The 21,038-nt window shown below is 63.4% G+C and carries 22 protein-coding genes; 11 read left to right on the forward strand and 11 right to left on the reverse strand.

All coding sequences use genetic code 11. The features are described from left to right. Positions 1-26: 26 nt before the first annotated feature. Entirely contained in the window at positions 27-497 is a 471-nt protein-coding gene (locus Q0844_RS06980; protein ID WP_299043321.1) for a DUF992 domain-containing protein, read from the reverse strand. Positions 498-724: 227 nt separating this feature from the next. Continuing rightward, entirely contained in the window at positions 725-1,306 is a 582-nt protein-coding gene (locus Q0844_RS06985; RefSeq protein WP_299043322.1) for a thymidine kinase, read from the reverse strand. A 445-nt stretch (positions 1,307-1,751) separates the two neighbouring features. Here Q0844_RS06985 and Q0844_RS06990 point away from each other — a divergent pair, with 445 nt between their 5' ends. The 3 genes from Q0844_RS06990 to Q0844_RS07000 all read left to right on the forward strand — a co-directional run bounded on the left by Q0844_RS06990 (position 1,752) and on the right by Q0844_RS07000 (position 3,670). Beyond that, a complete protein-coding gene (locus Q0844_RS06990; RefSeq protein ID WP_299043323.1) occupies positions 1,752-2,207 on the forward strand; it encodes a hypothetical protein in 456 nt (151 codons plus the stop codon). Positions 2,208-2,223: 16 nt separating this feature from the next. Next, complete coding sequence (gene arsH, locus Q0844_RS06995) at positions 2,224-2,913, forward strand: arsenical resistance protein ArsH (RefSeq protein WP_299045238.1); 690 nt, start codon at positions 2,224-2,226, stop codon at positions 2,911-2,913. 166 nt (positions 2,914-3,079) lie between these two features. Further along, positions 3,080-3,670, forward strand: coding sequence for a rhodanese-like domain-containing protein (locus Q0844_RS07000; RefSeq protein ID WP_299043324.1), 591 nt, complete (start codon positions 3,080-3,082; stop codon positions 3,668-3,670). A gap of 16 nt (positions 3,671-3,686) precedes the next feature. On the opposite strand, the gene Q0844_RS07005 is transcribed toward Q0844_RS07000, so the two are convergent. From Q0844_RS07005 to Q0844_RS07035, 7 genes are all read right to left on the reverse strand, one after another. Further along, positions 3,687-5,063, reverse strand: a complete 1,377-nt coding sequence (locus Q0844_RS07005; protein ID WP_299043325.1) for a PLP-dependent aminotransferase family protein — start codon at positions 5,061-5,063, stop codon at positions 3,687-3,689. A gap of 297 nt (positions 5,064-5,360) precedes the next feature. After that, complete coding sequence (locus Q0844_RS07010; RefSeq protein ID WP_299043327.1) at positions 5,361-6,311, reverse strand: D-glycerate dehydrogenase; 951 nt, start codon at positions 6,309-6,311, stop codon at positions 5,361-5,363. Next, a complete protein-coding gene (locus tag Q0844_RS07015) occupies positions 6,311-6,652 on the reverse strand; it encodes a tRNA-binding protein (protein ID WP_299043329.1) in 342 nt (113 codons plus the stop codon). The genes Q0844_RS07010 and Q0844_RS07015 overlap by 1 nt, the downstream gene beginning before the upstream one ends. Beyond that, positions 6,645-7,457 carry a pyrroline-5-carboxylate reductase gene (proC, locus tag Q0844_RS07020; protein WP_299043331.1) on the reverse strand — a complete coding sequence of 271 codons (813 nt, stop codon included), beginning with the start codon at positions 7,455-7,457 and terminating at the stop codon, positions 6,645-6,647. Before proC ends, Q0844_RS07015 begins: the two co-directional genes overlap by 8 nt. Positions 7,458-7,487: 30 nt before the next feature. Then, positions 7,488-7,988, reverse strand: coding sequence for a YbjN domain-containing protein (locus Q0844_RS07025; RefSeq protein WP_299043333.1), 501 nt, complete (start codon positions 7,986-7,988; stop codon positions 7,488-7,490). Between the two features lie 863 nt (positions 7,989-8,851). Continuing rightward, entirely contained in the window at positions 8,852-9,349 is a 498-nt protein-coding gene (locus tag Q0844_RS07030; RefSeq protein ID WP_299043334.1) for a hypothetical protein, read from the reverse strand. 479 nt (positions 9,350-9,828) lie between these two features. Next, positions 9,829-10,068, reverse strand: coding sequence for an accessory factor UbiK family protein (locus Q0844_RS07035; RefSeq protein WP_076628345.1), 240 nt, complete (start codon positions 10,066-10,068; stop codon positions 9,829-9,831). 96 nt (positions 10,069-10,164) lie between these two features. Here Q0844_RS07035 and lgt point away from each other — a divergent pair, with 96 nt between their 5' ends. From lgt to Q0844_RS07060, 5 genes are all read left to right on the forward strand, one after another. Continuing rightward, positions 10,165-11,058 carry a prolipoprotein diacylglyceryl transferase gene (lgt, locus tag Q0844_RS07040; RefSeq protein WP_299043339.1) on the forward strand — a complete coding sequence of 298 codons (894 nt, stop codon included), beginning with the start codon at positions 10,165-10,167 and terminating at the stop codon, positions 11,056-11,058. Beyond that, the gene (locus tag Q0844_RS07045; protein WP_299043341.1) at positions 11,055-12,116 is read left to right on the forward strand and encodes an SAM-dependent methyltransferase; all 1,062 of its coding nucleotides are present in this window, start codon (positions 11,055-11,057) and stop codon (positions 12,114-12,116) included. Before lgt ends, Q0844_RS07045 begins: the two co-directional genes overlap by 4 nt. After that, positions 12,113-12,868: a peptidoglycan editing factor PgeF gene (gene pgeF / locus Q0844_RS07050; protein ID WP_299043343.1), complete on the forward strand. Its 756-nt coding sequence runs from the start codon at positions 12,113-12,115 to the stop codon at positions 12,866-12,868. The genes Q0844_RS07045 and pgeF overlap by 4 nt, the downstream gene beginning before the upstream one ends. A 235-nt stretch (positions 12,869-13,103) precedes the next feature. Beyond that, on the forward strand, positions 13,104-13,244 hold the full coding sequence (locus Q0844_RS07055) for a hypothetical protein (RefSeq protein WP_299043345.1): 141 nt from the start codon (positions 13,104-13,106) through the stop codon (positions 13,242-13,244). Positions 13,245-13,521: 277 nt separating this feature from the next. After that, positions 13,522-14,208 (forward strand): Hint domain-containing protein, encoded by a 687-nt coding sequence (locus Q0844_RS07060; RefSeq protein ID WP_299043347.1) that lies wholly within the window; start codon positions 13,522-13,524, stop codon positions 14,206-14,208. Here the strand turns inward: Q0844_RS07060 and Q0844_RS07065 are convergent. Then, on the reverse strand, positions 14,205-14,705 hold the full coding sequence (locus tag Q0844_RS07065; protein WP_299043348.1) for an Lrp/AsnC family transcriptional regulator: 501 nt from the start codon (positions 14,703-14,705) through the stop codon (positions 14,205-14,207). The genes Q0844_RS07060 and Q0844_RS07065 overlap by 4 nt on opposite strands. 191 nt (positions 14,706-14,896) lie before the next feature. Here Q0844_RS07065 and trxB point away from each other — a divergent pair, with 191 nt between their 5' ends. The 3 genes from trxB (at position 14,897) to Q0844_RS07080 (ending at position 19,905) form a co-directional block, all read left to right on the forward strand. After that, positions 14,897-15,892 (forward strand): thioredoxin-disulfide reductase, encoded by a 996-nt coding sequence (trxB, locus tag Q0844_RS07070; RefSeq protein WP_299043350.1) that lies wholly within the window; start codon positions 14,897-14,899, stop codon positions 15,890-15,892. 131 nt (positions 15,893-16,023) lie between these two features. Then, the gene (locus tag Q0844_RS07075; RefSeq protein WP_299043351.1) at positions 16,024-17,712 is read left to right on the forward strand and encodes an adenylate/guanylate cyclase domain-containing protein; all 1,689 of its coding nucleotides are present in this window, start codon (positions 16,024-16,026) and stop codon (positions 17,710-17,712) included. A 117-nt stretch (positions 17,713-17,829) separates the two neighbouring features. Next, on the forward strand, positions 17,830-19,905 hold the full coding sequence (locus Q0844_RS07080) for a bifunctional sulfate adenylyltransferase/adenylylsulfate kinase (protein WP_299043352.1): 2,076 nt from the start codon (positions 17,830-17,832) through the stop codon (positions 19,903-19,905). Between the two features lie 215 nt (positions 19,906-20,120). Here Q0844_RS07080 and Q0844_RS07085 read toward each other — a convergent pair whose 3' ends face one another. After that, entirely contained in the window at positions 20,121-20,990 is an 870-nt protein-coding gene (locus tag Q0844_RS07085; RefSeq protein ID WP_299043354.1) for a PhzF family phenazine biosynthesis protein, read from the reverse strand. Between the last annotated feature and the right edge of the window lie 48 nt (positions 20,991-21,038).

Below are 21,038 nucleotides of genomic sequence, written 5' to 3' on the forward strand. Positions count from 1 at the left end.
GTCCCGCCCGGTGGCAGCCTCCGGGGTCAGCCCTTGTGCCGCAGCCGCAAGGTTTCGACCCCGACCGCTGCGCCCACGCCGATCTCCCCTGATACGGACACGGGCTGCAGGGTAAACGAGCGGTCCAAACCGCCAATCAGGGCATGCACACCGGCACCGGCGCCCACGGACGCATCTGCCGATGCCCCGATATATCCGCCTTCCAGTGCGCCCTCTTTCACACCGCTTTGCGGCGCGAAGACGTACCAGACCAGCGTCTGTTCGTTGCTGGTGGACAGGTCCACGCCAACCTTGCGGATGGTGCCGGTGAACCGGTCGGTGCGCCCGCTGGCCGATGTGAAGTCGCAGTCATACTTGGCGCTGGAATAGACGACAAAATTGGCCTCGTTGGATTGGTGGCAGGTCAGCACACCGGTGGCCACACCCCCGGCAGAGGCCGCCATCGGGGCGACAACGGATGCGGCGGCAAGGGCAATCAGCTTCAGGTTGGACGTCATGGATCAGGTTCCTTGGGTTAAGACCGCCCGACAGGGGCGGCGTCGTCTTGATGCATCACCACGTAATGGGGACCATTCGGTTCACAACCCTGGAAACCTGTAACATCGAACACGTCTGGGAAACCGCCCGTTACCGGGCGCGGCGCGCGGCGCCCGTCACGGGGGGGCGTGTCGCGGGTCCATATGGTGGGGCGGGCCCGGGGCGGACCCCGGGGCGCGGGCGGCGTCTACCCGTCGCCCACCGCATCGCGCCAATGCTTGCGGCACAGCGATACATAGGTCTCGTTGCCGCCGATCTGGACCTGCGCGCCATCGGTGATCGTGCGCCCCGTCGCATCCTGCCGGATCACCATCGTGGCCTTCCTGCCGCAATGGCAGATCGTGCGCACCTCGCGCATCTCGTCGGCCAAGGCCAGCAGCGTGGCCGATCCGGGAAACAGCTTGCCCTGAAAGTCGACCCGCAGGCCATAGCACATGACCGGCAGGCCCAGGTCATCCACGGCGCGAGCCAGTTGCCACACTTGCGGTTCGGTCAGGAACTGCGCCTCGTCCACGAACACGCACGCCACGGGACCCTCCGACCGGCGCGCCATCAGCCTGGCGAACAGATCGTCGTCGCGGGTGAATGTATCCGCCTCTGCGCCGATCCCGATACGCGAGGCGATGCGCCCGGCCCCGGCCCGATCATCGAAGGACGCGGTCAGCAGATAGGGCTGCATGCCCCGTTCGCGGTAATTGTGCGCGGCCTGCAACAGCACGGTCGATTTGCCCGCATTCATGGTGGAGTAATGGAAGTACAGCTTGGCCATGAAGCGGTGATTAAATGGCCCGCCCCCCGGCGGCAAGGGGCCGCAAGGGCAAGCCCCCCAGGTGGGCGCAAGGGTCTGCGCGTGGTCTTGTCGCCCGCGTCAGTGAACCCCTGCTGCCGCTTCGGCACTGGGTGAATGTGGAACAGGCCGTGGGCGCGTGATACGCCCGATTGGGGATGGAGCCTGCCCCGATACGCAAAAACCTCCGACGGATCCGCCACCCCTGCTGCCGGTTGCCCGGCCTGTCGCCCCCACGGGACAGAGGATGTGACGAACCCCACCCGGACCCGGCGGTTGGGGCCGCCAGGCACTTGTTACGTCCCGAAAACCGTAGGGACGCTTTTAGAAATGACATTTGAGAGCGGGCGCATTAATGGGAAAAGATGGACCCGGTTCCCCCACACCGAAAGTTGAAACCGGACCGCATGTAAGAAGGGCAGTGCGTATGAGCGTTGGCAGTTATCTGAAGAAGCACACGGAATCCCTGGTCAAGGATGTCGGGATTGAACCCGCCTGCGCGCTGACCGGCAAATCCAAGGCCACCCTGGGCCGCTACTATTCGGACAATCCCGAACATGCCGACCGCTTCATGCCCGTCGATGCCGTCATCGCGCTGGAAGAGGCGGCCAGCTATCCGCATGTCACCAGCGCGCTGGCCGAATTGCAGGGCATTTCCCTCAGCCATGATGACCGGCGCCCCAACACCGAACGCGCGGGCGGCGTGAACGCGGACGTGATCGCGCTCAGCCAGCGCTTTGCCATGCTGATGACCGAATACCAGCAGTCGATCGAAGACGGGGTGATCACCGTGAACGAGGCCAAGCGCCTGCTCAAGGAAACCACGTTGCTGCAACAGGTGCTGATCGACATGAAGCTGCACCTGGAAGACGAAAGTGGCTGAGGATCTCCCGGCCCTCGTGGCCGAGGCGCTGCCACAGATCGACACGGCCCTTTACCGCGCACCGGATGACCCCGGCCACCCGCCCCGCATCCTGCTGCTGTACGGATCGCTGCGTGCGGCCAGCTATTCGCGCCGCGCGGCCGAAGAATCCGCCCGCATCCTGCGCCACCTGGGCTGCGAAACGCGGCTATTCGATCCCGCGGGCCTGCCCCTCGTGACCGACACGGATGACGACCACCCCAAGGTCACGGAACTGCGCGACCTCGCCACCTGGTCCGAAGGGATGGTCTGGTCCAGCCCGGAACGGCACGGCGCGATGACCGGCCTGATGAAGACCCAGATCGACTGGCTGCCGCTGTCGCTCAAGGGGGGCATTCGGCCCACGCAGGGCAAGACGCTGGCCGTCATGCAGGTGTCGGGCGGATCGCAAAGCTTCAATGCGGTCAACCAGATGCGCATTCTGGGCCGCTGGATGCGCATGGTGACCATCCCCAACCAATCCAGCATCGCCAAGGCGTGGCTGGAATTCGACGGCGACCGCCTGCCCGAAGGCCCGTTCTATCGCCGCGTCGTCGATGTGATGGAGGAACTGGTCAAATTCACCTGGATGGTGCGCGGACGCAAGGACACGCTCGTGGACCGCTATTCCGAACGGGTGGAAAGCGTCGAGGATGTGCACAAAAGGGTCTCGCTCAAGAAAACTTGAAGACAGCGCTTTAATTTACCTCTCGCATTCAATTGACAGGACACGGTCCCGCTGACGTCATGGCCACAGTGCGCACCCTCGATGTCCACCCGTGGCGGGACTGATCCGTGGTTTGGCACGGATCACGTTCCGTCCTGAAAACGAACGATGATCTCAAAGCTTCACCATGAAACGCGCACGCCTATTCCTTCTTTTTGCGACATATGTGCTGTCTGCGGCCAGCATCACTGCAGAACCATTGACCACCCCCATTGATCCAACCCAACTGCCGCAGGTGAAACGGACGCCACAGCAGAAATACCTGACCTCGATCGACGCCTACCGCCTGCTGGAACGCGATCCCGACATCCTGTTTGTGGATGTCCGCGACCCGGTCGAGGTGATGATCTACGGCCATCCCCGGTTTATCGACGCCATCGTGCCCGTCCGCGCGCAAAGCACGGAATTCGACGACGACCTCAAGCAATGGGTGCTCAAGGATAACCCGAACTTTGTCATGTATATGGACCAGGCGCTGGACCATTACGGCAAGACGCGGGACGACATGATCATCGTGACCTGCGGATCGGGCTGGCGCTCGGCCGAGGCAGCGCGCCAGCTTCACGAGGCGGGCTTCACGGATGTCTGGCACATCCCGGACGGCTACGAAGGCGAAGACCGGAAAGGCTTCAACATCCACAACGCATGGCAACTGGCTGGCCTGCCCTGGTCCTATGACCGCGTGCACGGGTCACAAAGGTTGCGCATCATCAGGTAGGGGACCGGGGCGCGGGCTAGCCCGACCAGCCCACCCCCGACAGGCTGCCCGCAAGGGCCTGCAATCCCGTCTCCAACGTGGGCCGCGACACCGGACCACCCAAACAGACGCGGACACTTTCAGCAGGCGCGCCCGCCACGGTAAAGGCGTCGCTGGGCACAATCCCCAGCGGTTGGCGCGCCATCGCCGACAGAACGGCGGCGCGCGTCACCCCCGCAGGCAGGGTCAGCCAGATGTTATAGGCCAGCGGGTCGGACAAGACCGCGTACCCGTCAAGGACGCGCGCGGCCATGGCCTGACGATACCGGGCCTCGGTTCGCACAAAGCGTTGCAATGCCGTCGCGGTGCCGTCCTCCATCCAGGTACTCAACAGGGCCAGGCTGACCGGGTTCGTCATCACATGCGTTGCCCGCAGCGCCTGCACAAAGGCGCGCACCATCGTGGCATCGGGCACCTGCACATAGGCCAACCGCAACCCGGCCCCGAACACCTTGGAAATGCCGGAAACCCGCCAGGCCAGATGCGGCACATGGCCCGACAGTGCGGGCGGCGCCGCCGCCGCCACAAAGTGATAGGCGTCATCCTCGATCAGCGGCACGCCGTGTCCGTCCAGGATCGCGGCAATCTGCCTGCGCCGCGCGTCCGGCATCGTCTGCGTGGTCGGATTGCGCAATGTCGGGTTCAGATACAGGATCGCTTTCGGATGCGCCGCAATGGCTTGGTCCAGCGCGTCCGGGCGCACCCCGTCGCCATCCTCGGCCAGTCCGACCAGCGGCAGGGCCAATCGGCCCGCAATGGCGCGGATACCGGGATAGGTCACCGCCTCGCTCAGCACCACGGTGTCCGGGCCGCGCAGGACGGACAAGGCCGCCTCGATCGCGGCATGGGCACCGGCGGTCACGACCAACCTGTCAGGTGCGCAGGCCGCGCCGTTGGCCTGCATCCACCGGGCCGCGATCTCGCGGTCCTTGGCGCTGCCCGTGGGGGTCTGATAGCGCAGCAGGGATATGATATTGGCCGACACATGGGCCAGCCCGGCCTGCATCCGGCCAATCAAATCGGCGTCGTCCGGCTCGGGCGGCATGTTCATGTGCGGATCTTCTTCCAGCGTGCGCCGCGGGTCGGGTGCCAGTCCCGTGGCGTGCGGGTCTTTGACAAATGTGCCCCGTCCCACATGGGCCTCGACCAGGTCACGGCGCACCGCCTCGGCATAGCCGCGCGAGATGGTCGACACATCCAACCCCGTGGCCGCGGCCACCCGGCGTTGCGGCGGCAACCGGTCACCGGTGGTCAGGCGGCCCGATACGATGTCCGCCGCAATGGCGTCGGCGATGGCTGCATATAGCGGTCTGTCCGAACCCGCGATGTCAGGCGTCCAATCGGCAGAAGTCATGCAGGCGCGGCGCTCCGTCTGGTCGGTGATCGGATCACGTTAAAAACCGGGCGGATGGGTTACAAGCAAAAGCCACGTTTGAATGCATGCAATCTGCGGTGGGCGCTGCCCTCGACCGGGGCGGGGCGTGGTTTTGGGCATGCCGAACGGCGTCGGGGCGCAGCATGCCATTTCGCCGGTTAACATTGGCGTAATGCAGCGCGCGGCGCGCAAGTGATTGAAAACGGGGCCGGACGTCAAAGGGATGAAGATCGGGTAACGGCCCCGAACGCCGTGTCCCCGCGGGGACAAACCACCTCACACCGCGTTGGGCAGCGGTTTTCCCTCCAGAAAGGCGGCGATATTGTCCACCGCCATCTCCCCCATCGCCACCCGCACCTCCAGCGCAGCGGTGCCCAGATGCGGCAACAACGTGACCGTGTCGTGCGCCCGCAAAGCGTCCGGTATCCGGGGTTCATGCTCATAGACATCCAGGCCCGCACCGCCAATGGACCGCGTGTCAAGCGCCGCGATCAGGGCTGCCTCGTCCACAACATCGCCGCGCGCGATGTTCACCAGATGGGCATGGTCCTGCATCGCCCCCAGCACCGCCCCATCAATCAGGTGCCGCGTGTCCGTCCCCCCGGGGACAGCGACAACCAGCACGTCCACCGACGCCGCCAGCGCCGTCAGGTCAGTGACCCGCGTCGCCGCAAACCCCAGCGCCTTCTCCGACCGGTTGAAATAGGACACCGCCATCCCGAACCCGAAATGACAGCGCCGCGCGATGGCCTGCCCGATCCGGCCCATACCCACGATGCCAACATGTTTGCCCGTGACGTGCAGGCCCAGCATCTGCGTCGGATGCCAGCCCGGCCAGTCGCCTGCCCGCACCAACCGTTCGCCCTCGGCCGCGCGGCGGGCCGACATCAGGATCAGCATCATGCCGATGTCCGCCGTGGCATCCGTCACCGCGCCCGGCGTGTTGCTGACCGCGATGCCCCTGGCCCGCGCCGCCGCCACGTCGATGTGGTTGTACCCCACCCCGAAATTCGCCAGCAGCGTGCAACGCGGATCGGCAACGGCAGTGATGAGATCGCCGGAAAAGGCATCCCCGAGCGTGAGCAGCACCACGTCAAAGTCGGTCAACGCGCGGCGCAGTTCGTCCTGCGTCAGCGGCAGCGTCTCGTCCCGCACCTCGACCTCGCACAGCGCACGCGCCGCGTCGATCACCGGGTCCGGCAGGGGGCGGGTGATCCACAGCTTCATCAGTGCATCCGCCCCCCGACGGGCACATCCTTGTCGGAGGTTGCCAGCACGATATCGCCCTTGTCATCGGGAAATCCCAGTACCAGAACCTCGGACATGAAGGGGCCGATCTGGCGCGGCGGGAAGTTCACCACCGCCATGACCTGCTTGCCCACCAGGGCCTCGGGATCATAGTGCACGGTCACCTGGGCCGAGGTCTTGCGTTCGCCGATCTCGTCGCCGAAATCGACCCACATCTTGATCGCGGGCTTGCGTGCTTCGGGGAAGGGTTCGGCGCGGATCACGCGGCCGACACGAATGTCGACTTTCATAAAGTCATCGAATGAAATCTCATCAGCCACGGGACAGTTCTTTCGATCGTTCGGTTGCCGCTTTGACAGCGCGCGGCAACAGGTTGGGAAAGCCCGCGTTTTCGTCCATCAGAACCTCGAGCGCGGCCTGCGTTGTCCCGTTGGGGCTGGTCACATTCACGCGCAACTGCGCAGGGGTTTCTTCGGCGTCCATCGCAAGTTGCCCGGCCCCCGCGACCGTGGCCTTGGCAAGCTGCATGGCAAGGTCCCCGGGCAGCCCCTGCGCCACGCCACCGGCAGCCAGAGTTTCAATCATGTGAAAGACATAGGCCGGGCCGGAGCCGCTGACGCCGGTGACCGCGTCCATCTGATGCTCGCCCTCCAACCGCACCACGTCGCCGACGGCCGAAAGCAGCATTTCGGCCTCGTCAAGGGCGGCCTGACCGGCTGCGTTTGCGCAAATGGCGGTGATGCCGCGCCCCACGGCGGCGGGGGTGTTGGGCATGGCGCGCACGATGGGGGTGGCGGCACCGAACACATCCTCGAACGCCGACAGGGGCGTACCCGCCGCGACCGAGACAAAGACCGTGTCGCCGCCACCAAACGCCGCGATGGCAGGCAGGGCATCGCCCATCATTTGCGGCTTGACCGCGATCAGAACAATGGCCGGACCCGCGGGCAGGACGGCATTCACGTGGACGCCCGTGGACTGTACCCACGGGGACGGCGCAGGGTCCTGCACCCAGACCGAGGACGCGGGCAACCCGCGTTCCAACCACCCGGCAAGCATCGCCGAGCCCATCTTGCCGCAGCCCAGAAGCAAAAGGCCCCGGGCTGCAATCCGACTGTCCTGCATGAAAACCCCCTGATCGTTCAGGGGCGCAGGTTAGGCGCGGCCATAGGCCTCCGCAATAGCGACCTGCATCGCGTCCTTGGGCGTCCGATCCCCCCAGACCAGAAGCTGAAGCGCGGGATAGTACCGCTCGGCGCTCATCACGGCGGCGCCGATCATGGTGTCGATCTGTTCGGCGCTGGCCATCTGGCCGCCCGCAAGAACAAGGCCATAGCGATAGACCATCAGCTTTTGTTCTTCCCAATAGGTAAAGCTGCCCGCCCAGCATTGATCATTCACGTGGTTCAACAGCTCGTAAAGACCGCCAAGCTTTTCCTCGGGCGGTTCCATTTCAAAGGTGCAGACCATGCGCAGCGTTTCGTCATAGCCCGACCACGCAAGCGTGATGGAATAGGTGCGCCACTGCCCTTCGACCGCCATGGCGATCTGATCATCGGCGATGCGGTCGAAATCCCACTCGTGGTGTTCGGCCAGGTGTTCGACGATGTCGATGGGATGAATTTCATCTTCCAGGAACTGCTCGGAAAGGGCCATGGTGCCACCTCTTTTTCGCTGGTAGCGCGTGGGGCTGGCAGCGCCCCAAGCGCTAGGTGCCTGCTCTAGAAACCGGGGCGATCCCCCGTGCCTCTACCAGATATGGTGACGGTGGGGTGCGCGTCTGGCAACCCTTTATTTGGGGATAACCGCAATAAGTTGGGGAGAAGTGCGCGTGAGGCGCAAAATGGGGGCGGTGAGTGTGAGGGGGAACTGTAAGTCCATGCCGGCGGACGGAGACCATGCGGACGAAGCCCGCGGCCAAAACACCACCCACCGGGAGCCATGCATCGCAAGACCGCGGGCGGGCGATGCCACAGATAGTCAGCAGCGCTTTATGGTGGCCAAACACATCTGCGGGTCATATGGCGCGCCAAGCCCAGCCATATCGCCAGCCCGGGGCGGTCTGGCGATGCACGGCGGTTGCGTTTTGAATCCGTGCAAGCACTTGGGGTGGTGGCCTTGAGCTTGGAGCGGAGAACAGATGCTTTGCGATGAAAGAAAAAGGATTGCACGGGATTAACATTGGACCAGAGTATCCCAATGGCTGGCTTGCGGGACGAAGCGCCAATTCGCTGCGGCTGCGCCAAAGTCGGCTCTCGAGAAATCTGGCAGGCCAAAATCGGTGATTATAGCCGGTAACTAGCACGGTCTAGTTTTCCACACTCCTGAATCACAAACGCAATTTTGGGATGAACACTGGGCAATAATTGGGCGTGAACGTCTTGTCGCCAAAACAGAAAAACCTTTGTGATGGCGAGTTCAATGCGTGGCATAGCGCGATCCATCTTTCCCTAACGTTCCAGATAGTTAGGTTTTACACCCATCTGCCACCAATAGTGGCAGAACAAACATGGCATAGCTTACGGTAGTACAGTAGCATAGCGATCAAATTTAGCATAAAAGTTTGTTCGTGGTTGATAAATATATGCACTATCGAAGAAATTTCGATCAAAAACAAGAAAATCTACTAGACCATGCCTAGTGGCTTCACCAAACCCAAAACCTCTCTTAGTTAGAAATATTGAGGTGTCTTGACGTGCCGTTATTGGATTAGTAGAAATATATTCTTCGGTCGCCGATATATTCCAATTCCTCTCATATACAGCACGTGGTATTGCAATGTGGAAAACGTCACCCGCGTTTTCTTGCACGAGTAATATTACACAAAGATAGTCTTCAAGAGGTTGCCCCGAATCTGTATAGAGGTCATATGATCCAATTTTTCGGGGTCCGCGCTCAGGATCGGTTGATACCTTAGGTTCAAGAATTTTGTAGGCTGCTTCTTCAAATGGCCTCATCGCTTTCAAATCACGTTTTGGTCGAACAAAGGGTTCAAGTAGATCACTAAGGTTTGACATTTTTCCTCCAAGAGATTTAGGGGCGAAAGCACACACACTTTGAGCATTTTACAACTTTTTTTCGAATGTGACTAGATCGGCGATTAAGCGTTCAAATACCGTCGTTTTGGTCCTTCGCTTCATGGCCACATGAAACGTTGGAAAGTCTTGTGCCACAAACCCTTCGTAAAACTGCCTCAGGTTTTGTCGCCTTTTTTGACCTGCCAATGAAGAGAGGACGTTCGCACACAGCGCAGCATCAGTCAAAAAGGGCTCATACCTGCCATTCGCTTTGCCCGTCCGGGATCAAACTGAAAGCGCATCGCCGGTGGCGCTCGGACCAATGGAGCATCGATGGCAACCAACGCCAGAGCGCCCCACCCGGTCTGGCGATGTCCGACGGGCCGTTTGAGCGGGCGGCTTACCGTTTGAGCGGGTCTCGTCCGCCACCAAAAAAGCCCGGTATCGACCGGGCTTTCTTCATCTCAGCGCGAATGCGCCTATTTCCCCTCAAGCGCCTCGATCCGGGCCTTGAGGGCTTCGTTCTCTTCGCGGGCCTTTTGCGCCATGGCGCGCACCGCGTCGAATTCCTCGCGCGTCACGAAATCACGGTCCGCCAGCCAGCGGTCCATCATGGATTTCATCGCAGTCTCGGCCTCGTCCCGGGCGCCCTGGGCCACGCCCATCGCGTTGGTCATCAATTGCGAGATGTCATCGAAAATCTTGCCGCGTGCTTGCATGATGTCGTGTTCCTTTGAAACCTGTCCTCTATATGGGCATAGGCAAAGCAGGGGGCAAGGTTGACGTGCCCCGAGAGCAGAGGCATTCAGACGCAGATGACAGGCGCCCTTCCCTTTCCCGATATCTCGCCCGAGATCTTCTCGATCTCGGTCTTCGGCTTCGAACTGGCCCTGCGCTGGTATGCGCTGGCCTATATCGTCGGCATCATCATCGGCTGGCGGCTGGTGGTGATGGCGCTGAAGGCGCCGCGGCTGTGGCCCGCACGGACCCCGCCGCTGTCGCCCGGCCAGACCGAGGACATGCTGACCTGGATCATCCTGGGTGTGCTTTTGGGCGGGCGCATCGGCTATGTGCTGTTTTACCAGCCCGGTGCCTATCTGGACGACCCCCTGTCCATCATCGCGATCTGGGAGGGGGGCATGTCCTTTCACGGCGGCATGCTGGGCGTGATCCTGGCCTTCTGGCTGTATACGCGCCGGCATGGCGCGCCTTTGCTGACCACGGCGGATGCGGTGGCGTTGGGGGTGCCGCCGGGGCTGCTGCTGGGCCGGATTGCGAATTTCATCAATGCCGAACTGTGGGGCCGACCGACCGAGGTGCCCTGGGGTGTGGTGTTTCCCGGACAGGCGGCGCAGTTCTGTCCGGATGTCGTGGGGGCCTGTGCGCGGCATCCGTCGCAATTATACGAGGCGTTTCTCGAGGGGTTTGTCCTGCTCATCGTCCTGTTGTGGCTGGCGTGGCGACGCGAGGGGTTCAAGCGGCCCGGGTTTCTGACGGGCGTGTTTCTGCTGGGCTATGGTGCCAGCCGGTTTGTGGTCGAGTTCGTGCGCCAGCCGGACGCGCAGTTCATCTCGAACGGCAATCCGCTGGGGCTGGCGTGGCATGTGGGTGGCTATGGCCTGACGATGGGTCAGATCCTGTCGCTGCCGATGATCCTGCTGGGGATATGGCTGATCGCGCGGGCGCGGCGGCGTGCCGTTGTGGCATGAGCCTGCGCGACCTGCTGACGGCGCGCATCGCGACCCAGGGGCCGATCACCGTTGCCGACTACATGGCCGAGGCGCTGCTGCATCCCGAACATGGCTATTACTGCACCCGTGATCCGTTGGGCGCGCAGGGCGATTTCACCACCGCGCCCGAGATCAGCCAGATGTTTGGCGAACTGGTCGGGCTGAGCCTGGCCCAAAGCTGGGTGGACCAGGGGGCGCCCGCGCCCTTCACGCTGGCCGAGTTGGGGCCGGGGCGCGGCACGTTGATGGCGGATATCCTGCGTGCGACGGCACGGGTGCCCGGCTTTCACGCGGCGGCACAGATCACCCTGATCGAGGCCTCGCCCCCCCTGCGCGCGGCCCAGGCCAAGACGCTGGCAGGCCACGACATCACCTATGTGGACAGCGCGGAACACCTGCCCGACGCCCCGCTTTGGCTGGTCGCGAACGAATTTTTCGACGCCCTGCCCATCCGCCAGTTTCAGCGTGACGGCAGCGGCTGGCGCGAGCGCTGCGTGGGCGTGCAGAAGGGCGCGCTGACCTTCGGGCTGTCACCCCTTGGGCCACAAGCCAGCCTGGAGCATCGGCTGGCAGACACCGAGGATGGACAGCTGGTCGAGACCTGCCCGGTCGCGCGTCCGATCCTTGCGGCCCTTGCGTCCCGTATCGCGTCGCGGGGGGGGGCCGCGCTGATCATCGACTATGGCGATTGGCGGTCGCTGGGCGACACGTTGCAGGCCCTGCACGCGCATGCCCCTGTCGATCCGCTGGCGTCCCCCGGCCAGGCCGACCTGACGGCGCATGTGGATTTCGAAACGCTGTGCACGGCCGCCGCGCCCGCCGCCCACAGCCGCGTCACGCCGCAGGGGGTGTTCCTGGAACGGCTGGGCATCACCGCCCGCGCGCAGGCGTTGGCCGCAAAATTGGAAGGTCCGGCGCTTGAGGCCCATGTCGCGGCACATCGGCGGTTGACGCACCCGGCGGAAATGGGAAACCTGTTCAAGGTGCTGGGGCTTTTCCCCAACCATGCTGCCCCGCCGCCCGGACTGGAACGATGACGCTGGAAATTCTGACCGCAGACAGCCTTGCGCCCCTGCGCCATGGCTTTTTCACCCGGAAGGGCGGCGCGTCTTCGGGCATTTTCGCGGGGCTGAACTGCGGGACCGGCAGTTCGGACCAGACCGAGATTGTCGCCATCAACCGCGCCCGCGTCGCCGAGGCGATGGGCGTGGCGGCCGATCAACTGACCGGCGTCCATCAGGTCCATTCAAGCGACGCGGTCAGCATCACCGCCCCGCTTGATCCCAAACCCAAGGCCGACGGGCTGGTGACGGCGACCCGGGGCGTGGCGCTGTCCGTCCTGACAGCGGATTGCCAGCCTGTCCTGTTTGCCGACGCGCAGGCGGGCGTGATCGGCGCGGCCCATGCCGGATGGAAGGGCGCGCAGGCGGGTATTCTTGAGGCCACGATCGACGCCATGACCGATCTGGGTGCGGCACGCGAGAACATCCACGCGGTGATTGGCCCCACGATCAGCCAGCGCGCCTACGAGGTTGGACCGGAATTCTTTGATATCTTCCTGGATGAAGACCCGGAAAACACCCGCTTTTTTGCCGGAGGCGATGGCGACCGGATGCACTTCGACCTGCCGGGCTATGGCCTGATGCGGTTGCGCGCGGCGGGCATCGCATCCGCCGAGTGGACGCGTCACTGCACCTATTTCGATCCCGACCGCTTCTATTCCTATCGCCGGTCCGTGCATCACAAAGACCCCGATTATGGCCGGCTGATTTCGTCCATCGTTCTGTGATTGGGGCACAATTCGGGCATGCCTTGCCCCAGCTTGGCCCGATTGTTTCCGGTTCGCGATCAATGGCGGCACACGCCCCCTGAAAAACAGGGGGCTGCACCCCGCCACATTTGATCCGGCACATCCCGCACATTTTTCAAAAATTGTATGCGACGGCCCAAAACCTGCCCGATTGCCACGCCATCCTTGTCTTCAACGGGCGCAGAGACCCACCCCATTGAGCAGAGGACAGACCATGACAAACACACGCTTCATCAAATCCGTGACCGACGCCGCCAAGACCGACACCCCCCAGATGCCGTGGGCCCGCGGGACGCGGCGCGCCATGTTCATCTCGCGGCGCAAGGCGGCGGCGGACCTGCGCAAAAGCGCCTGATCCCGAATCGAAATGTGGCGCTTTGGCCCACATCGAAGTGAACAATCCCCCTGATCGGCGCGCCATTGGTGCGCCATCTGAGGTTTATGTCCCCAATTCTTTGACAATTTGCGGCAATTTTCGGAAATGTTGTCCATAAACTTGACACATGGACATGTTCCGTCTGTCGTCGTCGGTGGGGGCCGACACAGATGTGACCAGTATTTCGAGGTTACATATGACGTCCCCAGCTGCCTTGCGCCTACCGCGCGCGCCCTACGACCGCTATACGACTCCCATGGCCCAGCCCGACTCCATACCCGTGCGCACGTTCGAAGTTGCTGCGCTGCGTGCGGATGGGTCGCGCAGCATTGCCACGTTCAAGGCCCCGGCCCTGCCGCTGTTCGAGGCCGCGTTTTCCGCCTTTGCGCGCGGTGTTGTCCTTGCCGGTCCCGGCGGCGGTATCGCGATCGAGGACCTGCAACCGGGCGATTGGCTGAACACCACCGCGGGTGACCCGGCCCAGGTTGTCTGGATCGGATCGTCCAGCTTCGTGCCGTCGGACACGGGCCGCCGCATGCCCTTGATCCGCGTCATGGCCGACAGTTTCGGCCAGAACCGCCCAAGTTCGTTTATCACCGTGGGCCCCGGTGCCCGCCTGCTCCAGACGCCGGCGCATCTGCGCGGCACCACCGGCGGCGGGCCCGTCCTGACACCGGCCGCGGCATTTGTGGACAACGTGAACGTGATCGAGGTGACGCCCCCCACGCCGATCCGTCTGTTCCACATCTGCCTGACGCGCCATGCGGCGGTGGATGTGGGCGGCATTGCCGCCGAGACGTTCCACCCCGGCCTGAGCGCAACCCGGCAGGTGACCCATGCCCAGCGCGATCTGTTTCTGTCGATGTTCCCGCACATCGCCCATGTCACGGATTTCGGCCCGCTTGCGCATCCCCGCGCCCCCGAGCAGGACGTCGTGGCCTAGGCCGACTTTGCCAGCCGCTCTTCCAGCACATCAAACGGCACGCCGGGGGCATCCTTGGCCTGCCGGATCACCAGCGACGTCTTGACCGACGCCACGTTCGGCGTGGTCAGCAGTTCGCCCGTCAGAAAGCTTTGGAAGCTGGACAGGTCGGGTGCGACGCATTTGAGGATGAAATCCACCTCGCCGTTCAGCATGTGGCATTCACGGACCAGCGGCCAGGCGCGGCACTTGTTCTCGAAGGCGCTCAGGTCGGCTTCGGCCTGGCTGGCGAGGCCCACATTGGCGAACACCTGCACTTCGAACCCCAGTTCGTGGCTGTCCACATCCGCGTGGTAGCCGCGGATATAGCCGCTTTCCTCGAGCGTGCGCACCCGACGCAGGCAGGGCGGAGCCGAGATTCCCACCCGCTTGGCCAATTCCACATTGGTCATGCGCCCGTCGGCCTGCAGCTCTGCCAGGATTTTTCGGTCAATCGGATCGAGTCGCGTACTTGCCATGGACAGCCCCCGTGAATTTTGCGGTTGTTATAACAGCAATGCGCGCGTGCGCAATAAAGTTTCACAGATGCGCAATATTCCGAAATGCAGACCCGGCGTGCGGTGCAACCCGGCTGCCCAAATCGCCGCTTCAAACCCGGGCCTGCCGCGTCTATATCAGACGGGCTTTCACTTCACCGATGGGGGTCAAAATGGCTGAGACGAAGCGCACCAAGGTTCTGATCATCGGGTCCGGCCCCGCAGGGTACACCGCAGGCGTGTATGCCAGCCGCGCGATGCTGAAGCCGATCCTGGTCCAGGGTATCGAACCCGGCGGGCAGCTGACCACAACCACCGAAGTCGAGAACTGGCCCGGCGACACCGAGGTCCAGGGCCCCGACCTGATGATCCGCATGCAGGAGCACGCAGCGGCGATGGGCACCGAAATCATCGGTGACATCATCACCTCGGTCGACTGGTCGAAACGTCCCTTCGTCGCACAGTCCGACAGCGGCACCGAATATGTGGCCGATGCCGTGATCCTGGCCACCGGCGCCCGCGCCAAGTGGCTCGGCATGGCGTCCGAAGAGAAATTCAAGGGCTTCGGCGTGTCGGCCTGTGCCACCTGCGACGGCTTCTTTTATCGCGGGCAGGAGATCGTGGTGATCGGCGGCGGCAACACGGCGGTGGAAGAGGCGCTGTTTCTGACCAACTTCGCCTCGAAGGTCACGCTGGTGCACCGCCGCGACGAACTCAGGGCCGAAAAGATCCTGCAGGACCGGCTGTTCAAGAACCCCAAGATCGAACCGCTGTGGTTCCACCAGCTTGAAGAGGTCTATGGCACCGACAACCCGCTGGGTGTCGAGGGGGTCAAGGTCAAGAATGTGCAGACGGGCGAGATCACGGACATCCCGGCCAAGGGCGTGTTCATCGCCATCGGTCACGCGCCGTCGAACGAGTTGGTCAAGGATGTGCTGGACACCCATATGGGCGGCTATGTCGTGACCAAACCCGACAGCACCGAAACGTCGATTCCGGGCGTCTTTGCCGCGGGCGACATCACCGACTGGCAATACCGCCAGGCGATCACATCCGCGGGCATGGGCTGTCAGGCAGCGCTCGAGGCCGAACGCTTTCTTGCCGAACACGACCTCGACGCGGGCAAGGACATGACCGCACCGCTGGGCTATGGCGCCGTGGCGGAATAGGTCCGCGCCTTCTTCTGACCAGAAATACGACGGGGTGAGGCCGCAAGGCCGAGGGGCAGCGCCCCTGCCCCGGCTTGACCCACAGCGCACATGTCGCCAGCTTGGGCGCATATTGCAGGGAACGGGCAAACATGGCGCAGGCAATCTGGCGTGGCAGTTGGGCGACACGTGTCAGGATCATAAGCGGACTGATCCTGATGCTGTACCTGACCCTGCACATCATGAACATCGCCGCGATCCTGATCTCGCCCACGGCGTTCGACCTGTTCCAGGCCGCGCGGTTATGGGTCACGCGGTCCGACGTGGGCACCGTGATCGTGGTCGGCGCGATGCTGTCACACATGATCCTGTCGCTGGGCAAGGTCGTGGTCTCGCGCACCTTGCGCATGCCCCTGACCGACTGGGTGCAGCTTGTGCTGGGCCTGCTGATTCCGCTGATGCTGGTGGATCACCTCGTGTTCACGCGCGCCGCACACGAGATGTTGGGCGTCAACACCATGCTTGGTTACGTCACCCGGTTGATCTGGGACACGACCGATGGCTGGGGCCAGGCGGCGCTGCTGATCATCGCGTGGGTCCATGGCTGCATTGGCATGCATATGTGGCTGCGGCTGACAGACTGGTGGCAGCGCTGGGTGCCCTGGCTGATCGGCGTGGCCGTGACGCTGCCCATTCTGGCCCTTGTGGGCTATGTCACCTTTGCCCGCACCATCGATGGATTGCTGAGCAATCCGCAGGGGGAACAGGTGGCCCATGCCGCCTGGAACTGGCCGGATGCCGACGGCTTTGCCGCACTGACCACGGCAGCCACGAACATGACCTATGCCGTGTGGGCGGTGCTGGGCCTTGCCATTGCCGCCTTCCTTGTGCGCCGCATCTATGCCGCGATCGCGCGGCCCATCCGCATCCATTATGTGGACGGGCCCAGCGTGCGGGCCCCGCGGGGCCAGACCATCCTGCAAACCTCGCGCATCAGCGGCGTGCCCCATACCGCGCTGTGTGGCGGACGGGGTCGCTGCACGACCTGCCGCGTGATCGTCGAGGATGGGTTGGACGACCTGCCCGCCCCGTCCGAGGCCGAAGCGCGCAGCCTTGCGGCCGTGGGCGCGCCGCCAAACGCCCGGCTGGCCTGTCAGGTCCGCCCCGGGCAATCCGTGCGCGTCTTTCGCGTCTTCGACCGGGACGGCAAGCAAAGCCGCGCCCATGCAAGCCAGGGGAAAGAGGCGCAACTGGCGGTTCTGTTCCTGGACATGCGCGGGTTTACCGCGCGCACGGACGGGCAGCTGCCCTATGATGTGGTGCACCTGCTGAACCGCTTTTTCGACGAGATCGTGCCCCCGATCAACGCCGCCGGCGGCACGGTGGACAAGTATATGGGTGACGGGTTGATGGCCGTATTTGAACAGAACAGCGCCAAGGCATCGGCCAAGGCCGCGATCGACGCGGTGCAAGGGGTCGGCACTGCGCTGCGCGGCTTCAACTACAAGCTGGCCGGTGAAGGCAGCGCGCCCGTTGCCATCGGCATCGGCGTGCATCTGGGCAATGTGGTGTTGGGTGAAATCGGAGCCGCCGGGCAAGCGCCGCGCACGTTGATCGGCGATACGGTGAATATCGCGTCGCGTCTGGAGAGTGAAACCAAGACCTTGGGCGCGCAGGCGTTGATCTCGATTGATGTCATAAATGCCGCAGGGATGACTGCGCCTCACAGCGCGCGAATCTCGTTGAACCTGCGTGGGCGCGATGCACCGCTTGGCGCCGTCGCGCTTGAGGACGCCGCGGATGCGCGTGTGTTGAGGTCGGGCATGTCCCGCACCGCCTGAAGGCGTCGTTACGCATTTACCACAATTGCGAATATCTGCCGTGAGGCAAAGTTCGTTCTGGCATGAACAAACATTTTGTGAGATGCGTTCACGCGTGAACAAAGTCAGCCAGTCCAGATGCCCACCGCAGTGAAACCCAACCCAGACAGCGATGACCAGCTGTTCCGCCTGTTGCGCCAACTGGATGAGGCCCCCGGTGCCACGCAACGCGCGATGGCGCAGGGCATCGGCGTATCGCTTGGACGCCTGAACGCCCTGTTGCGGCAGGCAACGCAAGCCGGATTTGTCGCGGTGGGCGCGACGGATGGTCCCGACAAACGCCAACGCTTTTCCTATGCGCTCACCTCGCGTGGGGCCGGAGAGAAGAACCGCCTCACTGACCAGTTTCTCGCCCGCAAATTTGCGGAATACGACGCCCTCTATGCCGAGTTGACCGGCACCACGTCAGGGCTTAACCCCCTGAAACACAGGACTAAATTGATGGAAAACAACCTCGCTCCGATCTCTGAGCTCTATGTGTCTTACGACAGTGCCCAGAAGATGAAACTGGACGCAGCCGACCTGGTCAGCTGGGATCTGACGCCGCGCCAGATCTGTGATCTGGAACTGTTGATGAACGGTGGTTTCAACCCGTTGAAAGGGTTCCTGTCCGAGGCCGATTACAACAGCGTTGTGGACACCATGCGCACCGCCGATGGCGCGCTGTGGCCCATGCCCATCACGTTGGATGTAAACGAAAAATTTGCGGATACCCTCGAGATCGGACAGGACATTGCCCTGCGCGATCAGGAAGGCGTGATCCTTGCCACCATGACTGTGACCGACCGCTGGACACCCAACAAGGCGCACGAAGCCGCGCAAGTATTTGGCGCGGACGATAGCGCGCATCCGGCCGTGAATTACCTGCACAACACCGCTGGCGACATCTATCTTGGCGGTCCCGTGACCGGCATCCAGCAGCCTGTGCACTATGATTTCCGTGGTCGTCGCGACACGCCCAACGAATTGCGCGCCTATTTCCGCAAGATGGGCTGGCGCAAGGTCGTGGCCTTCCAGACCCGCAACCCGCTGCACCGCGCGCACCAGGAACTGACCTTCCGCGCCGCGCGCGAGGCGCAGGCCAACCTGTTGATCCACCCCGTCGTGGGCCTGACCAAGCCCGGCGATGTGGACCATTTCACCCGCGTGCGCTGCTACGAGGCGGTGCTGGACAAGTATCCGCAGGCCACCACTTCCATGTCCCTGCTGAACCTGGCCATGCGTATGGCTGGCCCCCGCGAGGCGGTGTGGCACGGTCTGATCCGCAAGAACCACGGCTGCACCCATTTCATCGTGGGCCGCGATCACGCGGGCCCCGGCAAGAATTCCGCCGGCGAGGATTTCTATGGCCCCTATGATGCGCAGGACCTGTTCCGCGAGCATCAGGAAGAGATGGGCATCGAGATGGTCGACTTCAAACACATGGTCTGGGTGCAGGAACGCGCCCAGTATGAGGCCATCGACGAGATCAAGGACAAGGATGACATCACCATCCTCAACATCTCGGGCACCGAGCTGCGGCGTCGCTTGCAGGAAGGGCTTGAGATCCCCGAATGGTTCTCGTTCCCCGAGGTGGTCAAGGAATTGCGCAAGACCAAGCCGCCGCGGTCGCAACAGGGCTTTACCGTGTTCTTCACCGGCTTTTCCGGGTCAGGCAAGTCGACCATTGCCAACGCGCTGATGGTCAAGCTGATGGAGATGGGCGGGCGTCCCGTGACCCTGCTGGATGGCGACATCGTGCGCAAGAACCTGTCTTCGGAACTGGGCTTTTCCAAGGAACACCGCGATCTGAACATCCGCCGCATCGGCTATGTCGCGTCCGAGATTACCAAGAATGGCGGGATCGCGATCTGTGCGCCCATCGCGCCCTATGCCACGACCCGCCGTGCCGTGCGCGAGGATGTGGAGGCCTTCGGGGCCTTTGTCGAGGTGCACGTGGCCACGTCCATCGAGGAGTGCGAGCGGCGGGATCGCAAGGGGCTTTACAAGCTGGCGCGCGAGGGCAAGATCAAGGAATTTACCGGCATTTCGGACCCCTATGATGTGCCCGCAAATCCCGAATTGAGCGTCGAGACAGAGAATGTGGACGTGGACAATTGTGCGCACCAGGTCCTGCTGAAACTGGAGAGCATGGGGCTGATCGCGGCGCAATAATGGCGTGACGGCACAGGAACTGTCCCCGCGGGGACAGTTTTTTTCGGGCCTGTCCCCGCGGGGACAGGCTGTGCGATGGGGTCAGCGGACGTTAACCGGTCTGTGGTTCGTCCATGATCGCAACCGCTTGGGCGGCGCGCGGTGGGTTTGCCGGATGTTAACCACGCAAAACGCACACTGCGCGACGACCGCAGGCGGCGCCAAATCACGCGGCGTCAGAGGTGCAATGTGCCGCTGATCAGCACATGCGCCTGCCCTTCGACCACCACGCCGGTGATGGCGTCGCGGGGGCCCAGCACCTCGACCTGTGCCTGTCCGGGGCGGCCAAGGCCGTGACCCTGTTCCGCGGTGAAGGTCGGGCTGTCGATCACCCCTTCGGACCAGAGATAGGCGGCCATGGCCCCGGTGGCCGATCCGGTAAACGGATCCTCGGCCGGGCTGGGCGGGGCCATGAGCAGGCGGGCAAAGGTGTCGCCCGCTTCGGTCGCGCCTTGAAGGATGCACCAGAACGGCTCCATCACGTCGGTGCCGTGCGCGCCCAACGTGTCGAGATAGGCGCGGAACGCCTGCATGTCGAAGCGGACGCGGTCGAGCGTCGCGCGGTCCCTGAGAACGGTGATGGTGAAAGGCAGCCCGGTCGAGGTCACGCGTGGGGGATGCAGGATGTCATCGACGCCGAGACCGCCCACGGCTGCCACAAGTGCCGCATCGGGGCGCGCGCCGAAGGTCGGGGCGACTTGCGTCATACGGACGGACATGCCGGTGCCGTCCACGGGGACGATCCCTGCCCCGGTCTCCAACGTGACGGGGCCATCGCCAATCAGCCCGCGGTGGCGCAGCGCCGCGACGGTCGCGACGGTCGGATGCCCTGCAAACGGAATTTCACGACTTGCCAGGAAGTAACGCACGCGGATGTCGGCCACGTCCGAGGGGCCGGTGAAGGTGCATTCGACAAGCGAGGTTTCGCGGACGACGGCCATGCAGGTGGCATCATCCAAGCCCGCGCCATCATGCACGACGGCGCAGCCATTGCCGCCAAAGGCCCGGTTGGTGAAGGCATCGACCCAGTCGACGTTGAATGGCATGGCTGGTTCCCCTTTTGCCGGTGTCCCGGCGCAGCTTAGGATGGACCG

The sequence above is a fragment of the uncultured Tateyamaria sp. genome (genome assembly GCF_947503465.1).
In the GTDB taxonomy this organism is placed as follows: domain Bacteria; phylum Pseudomonadota; class Alphaproteobacteria; order Rhodobacterales; family Rhodobacteraceae; genus Tateyamaria.

What these genes read in the sequence shown, in the direction of transcription:
- Q0844_RS06980 (WP_299043321.1), bottom strand. Translation starts at nt 497, where the DNA reads ATGACGTCCAACCTGAAGCTGATTGCCCTTGCCGCCGCATCCGTTGTC.
- Q0844_RS06985 (WP_299043322.1), bottom strand. Translation starts at nt 1,306, where the DNA reads ATGGCCAAGCTGTACTTCCATTACTCCACCATGAATGCGGGCAAATCG.
- Q0844_RS06990 (WP_299043323.1), top strand. Translation starts at nt 1,752, where the DNA reads ATGAGCGTTGGCAGTTATCTGAAGAAGCACACGGAATCCCTGGTCAAG.
- Q0844_RS07000 (WP_299043324.1), top strand. Translation starts at nt 3,080, where the DNA reads ATGAAACGCGCACGCCTATTCCTTCTTTTTGCGACATATGTGCTGTCT.
- Q0844_RS07005 (WP_299043325.1), bottom strand. Translation starts at nt 5,063, where the DNA reads ATGACTTCTGCCGATTGGACGCCTGACATCGCGGGTTCGGACAGACCG.
- Q0844_RS07010 (WP_299043327.1), bottom strand. Translation starts at nt 6,311, where the DNA reads ATGAAGCTGTGGATCACCCGCCCCCTGCCGGACCCGGTGATCGACGCG.
- proC (WP_299043331.1), bottom strand. Translation starts at nt 7,457, where the DNA reads ATGCAGGACAGTCGGATTGCAGCCCGGGGCCTTTTGCTTCTGGGCTGC.
- Q0844_RS07025 (WP_299043333.1), bottom strand. Translation starts at nt 7,988, where the DNA reads ATGGCCCTTTCCGAGCAGTTCCTGGAAGATGAAATTCATCCCATCGAC.
- Q0844_RS07030 (WP_299043334.1), bottom strand. Translation starts at nt 9,349, where the DNA reads ATGTCAAACCTTAGTGATCTACTTGAACCCTTTGTTCGACCAAAACGT.
- Q0844_RS07035 (WP_076628345.1), bottom strand. Translation starts at nt 10,068, where the DNA reads ATGCAAGCACGCGGCAAGATTTTCGATGACATCTCGCAATTGATGACC.
- lgt (WP_299043339.1), top strand. Translation starts at nt 10,165, where the DNA reads ATGACAGGCGCCCTTCCCTTTCCCGATATCTCGCCCGAGATCTTCTCG.
- Q0844_RS07045 (WP_299043341.1), top strand. Translation starts at nt 11,055, where the DNA reads ATGAGCCTGCGCGACCTGCTGACGGCGCGCATCGCGACCCAGGGGCCG.
- pgeF (WP_299043343.1), top strand. Translation starts at nt 12,113, where the DNA reads ATGACGCTGGAAATTCTGACCGCAGACAGCCTTGCGCCCCTGCGCCAT.
- Q0844_RS07055 (WP_299043345.1), top strand. Translation starts at nt 13,104, where the DNA reads ATGACAAACACACGCTTCATCAAATCCGTGACCGACGCCGCCAAGACC.
- Q0844_RS07060 (WP_299043347.1), top strand. Translation starts at nt 13,522, where the DNA reads ATGGCCCAGCCCGACTCCATACCCGTGCGCACGTTCGAAGTTGCTGCG.
- Q0844_RS07065 (WP_299043348.1), bottom strand. Translation starts at nt 14,705, where the DNA reads ATGGCAAGTACGCGACTCGATCCGATTGACCGAAAAATCCTGGCAGAG.
- trxB (WP_299043350.1), top strand. Translation starts at nt 14,897, where the DNA reads ATGGCTGAGACGAAGCGCACCAAGGTTCTGATCATCGGGTCCGGCCCC.
- Q0844_RS07075 (WP_299043351.1), top strand. Translation starts at nt 16,024, where the DNA reads ATGGCGCAGGCAATCTGGCGTGGCAGTTGGGCGACACGTGTCAGGATC.
- Q0844_RS07080 (WP_299043352.1), top strand. Translation starts at nt 17,830, where the DNA reads ATGCCCACCGCAGTGAAACCCAACCCAGACAGCGATGACCAGCTGTTC.
- Q0844_RS07085 (WP_299043354.1), bottom strand. Translation starts at nt 20,990, where the DNA reads ATGCCATTCAACGTCGACTGGGTCGATGCCTTCACCAACCGGGCCTTT.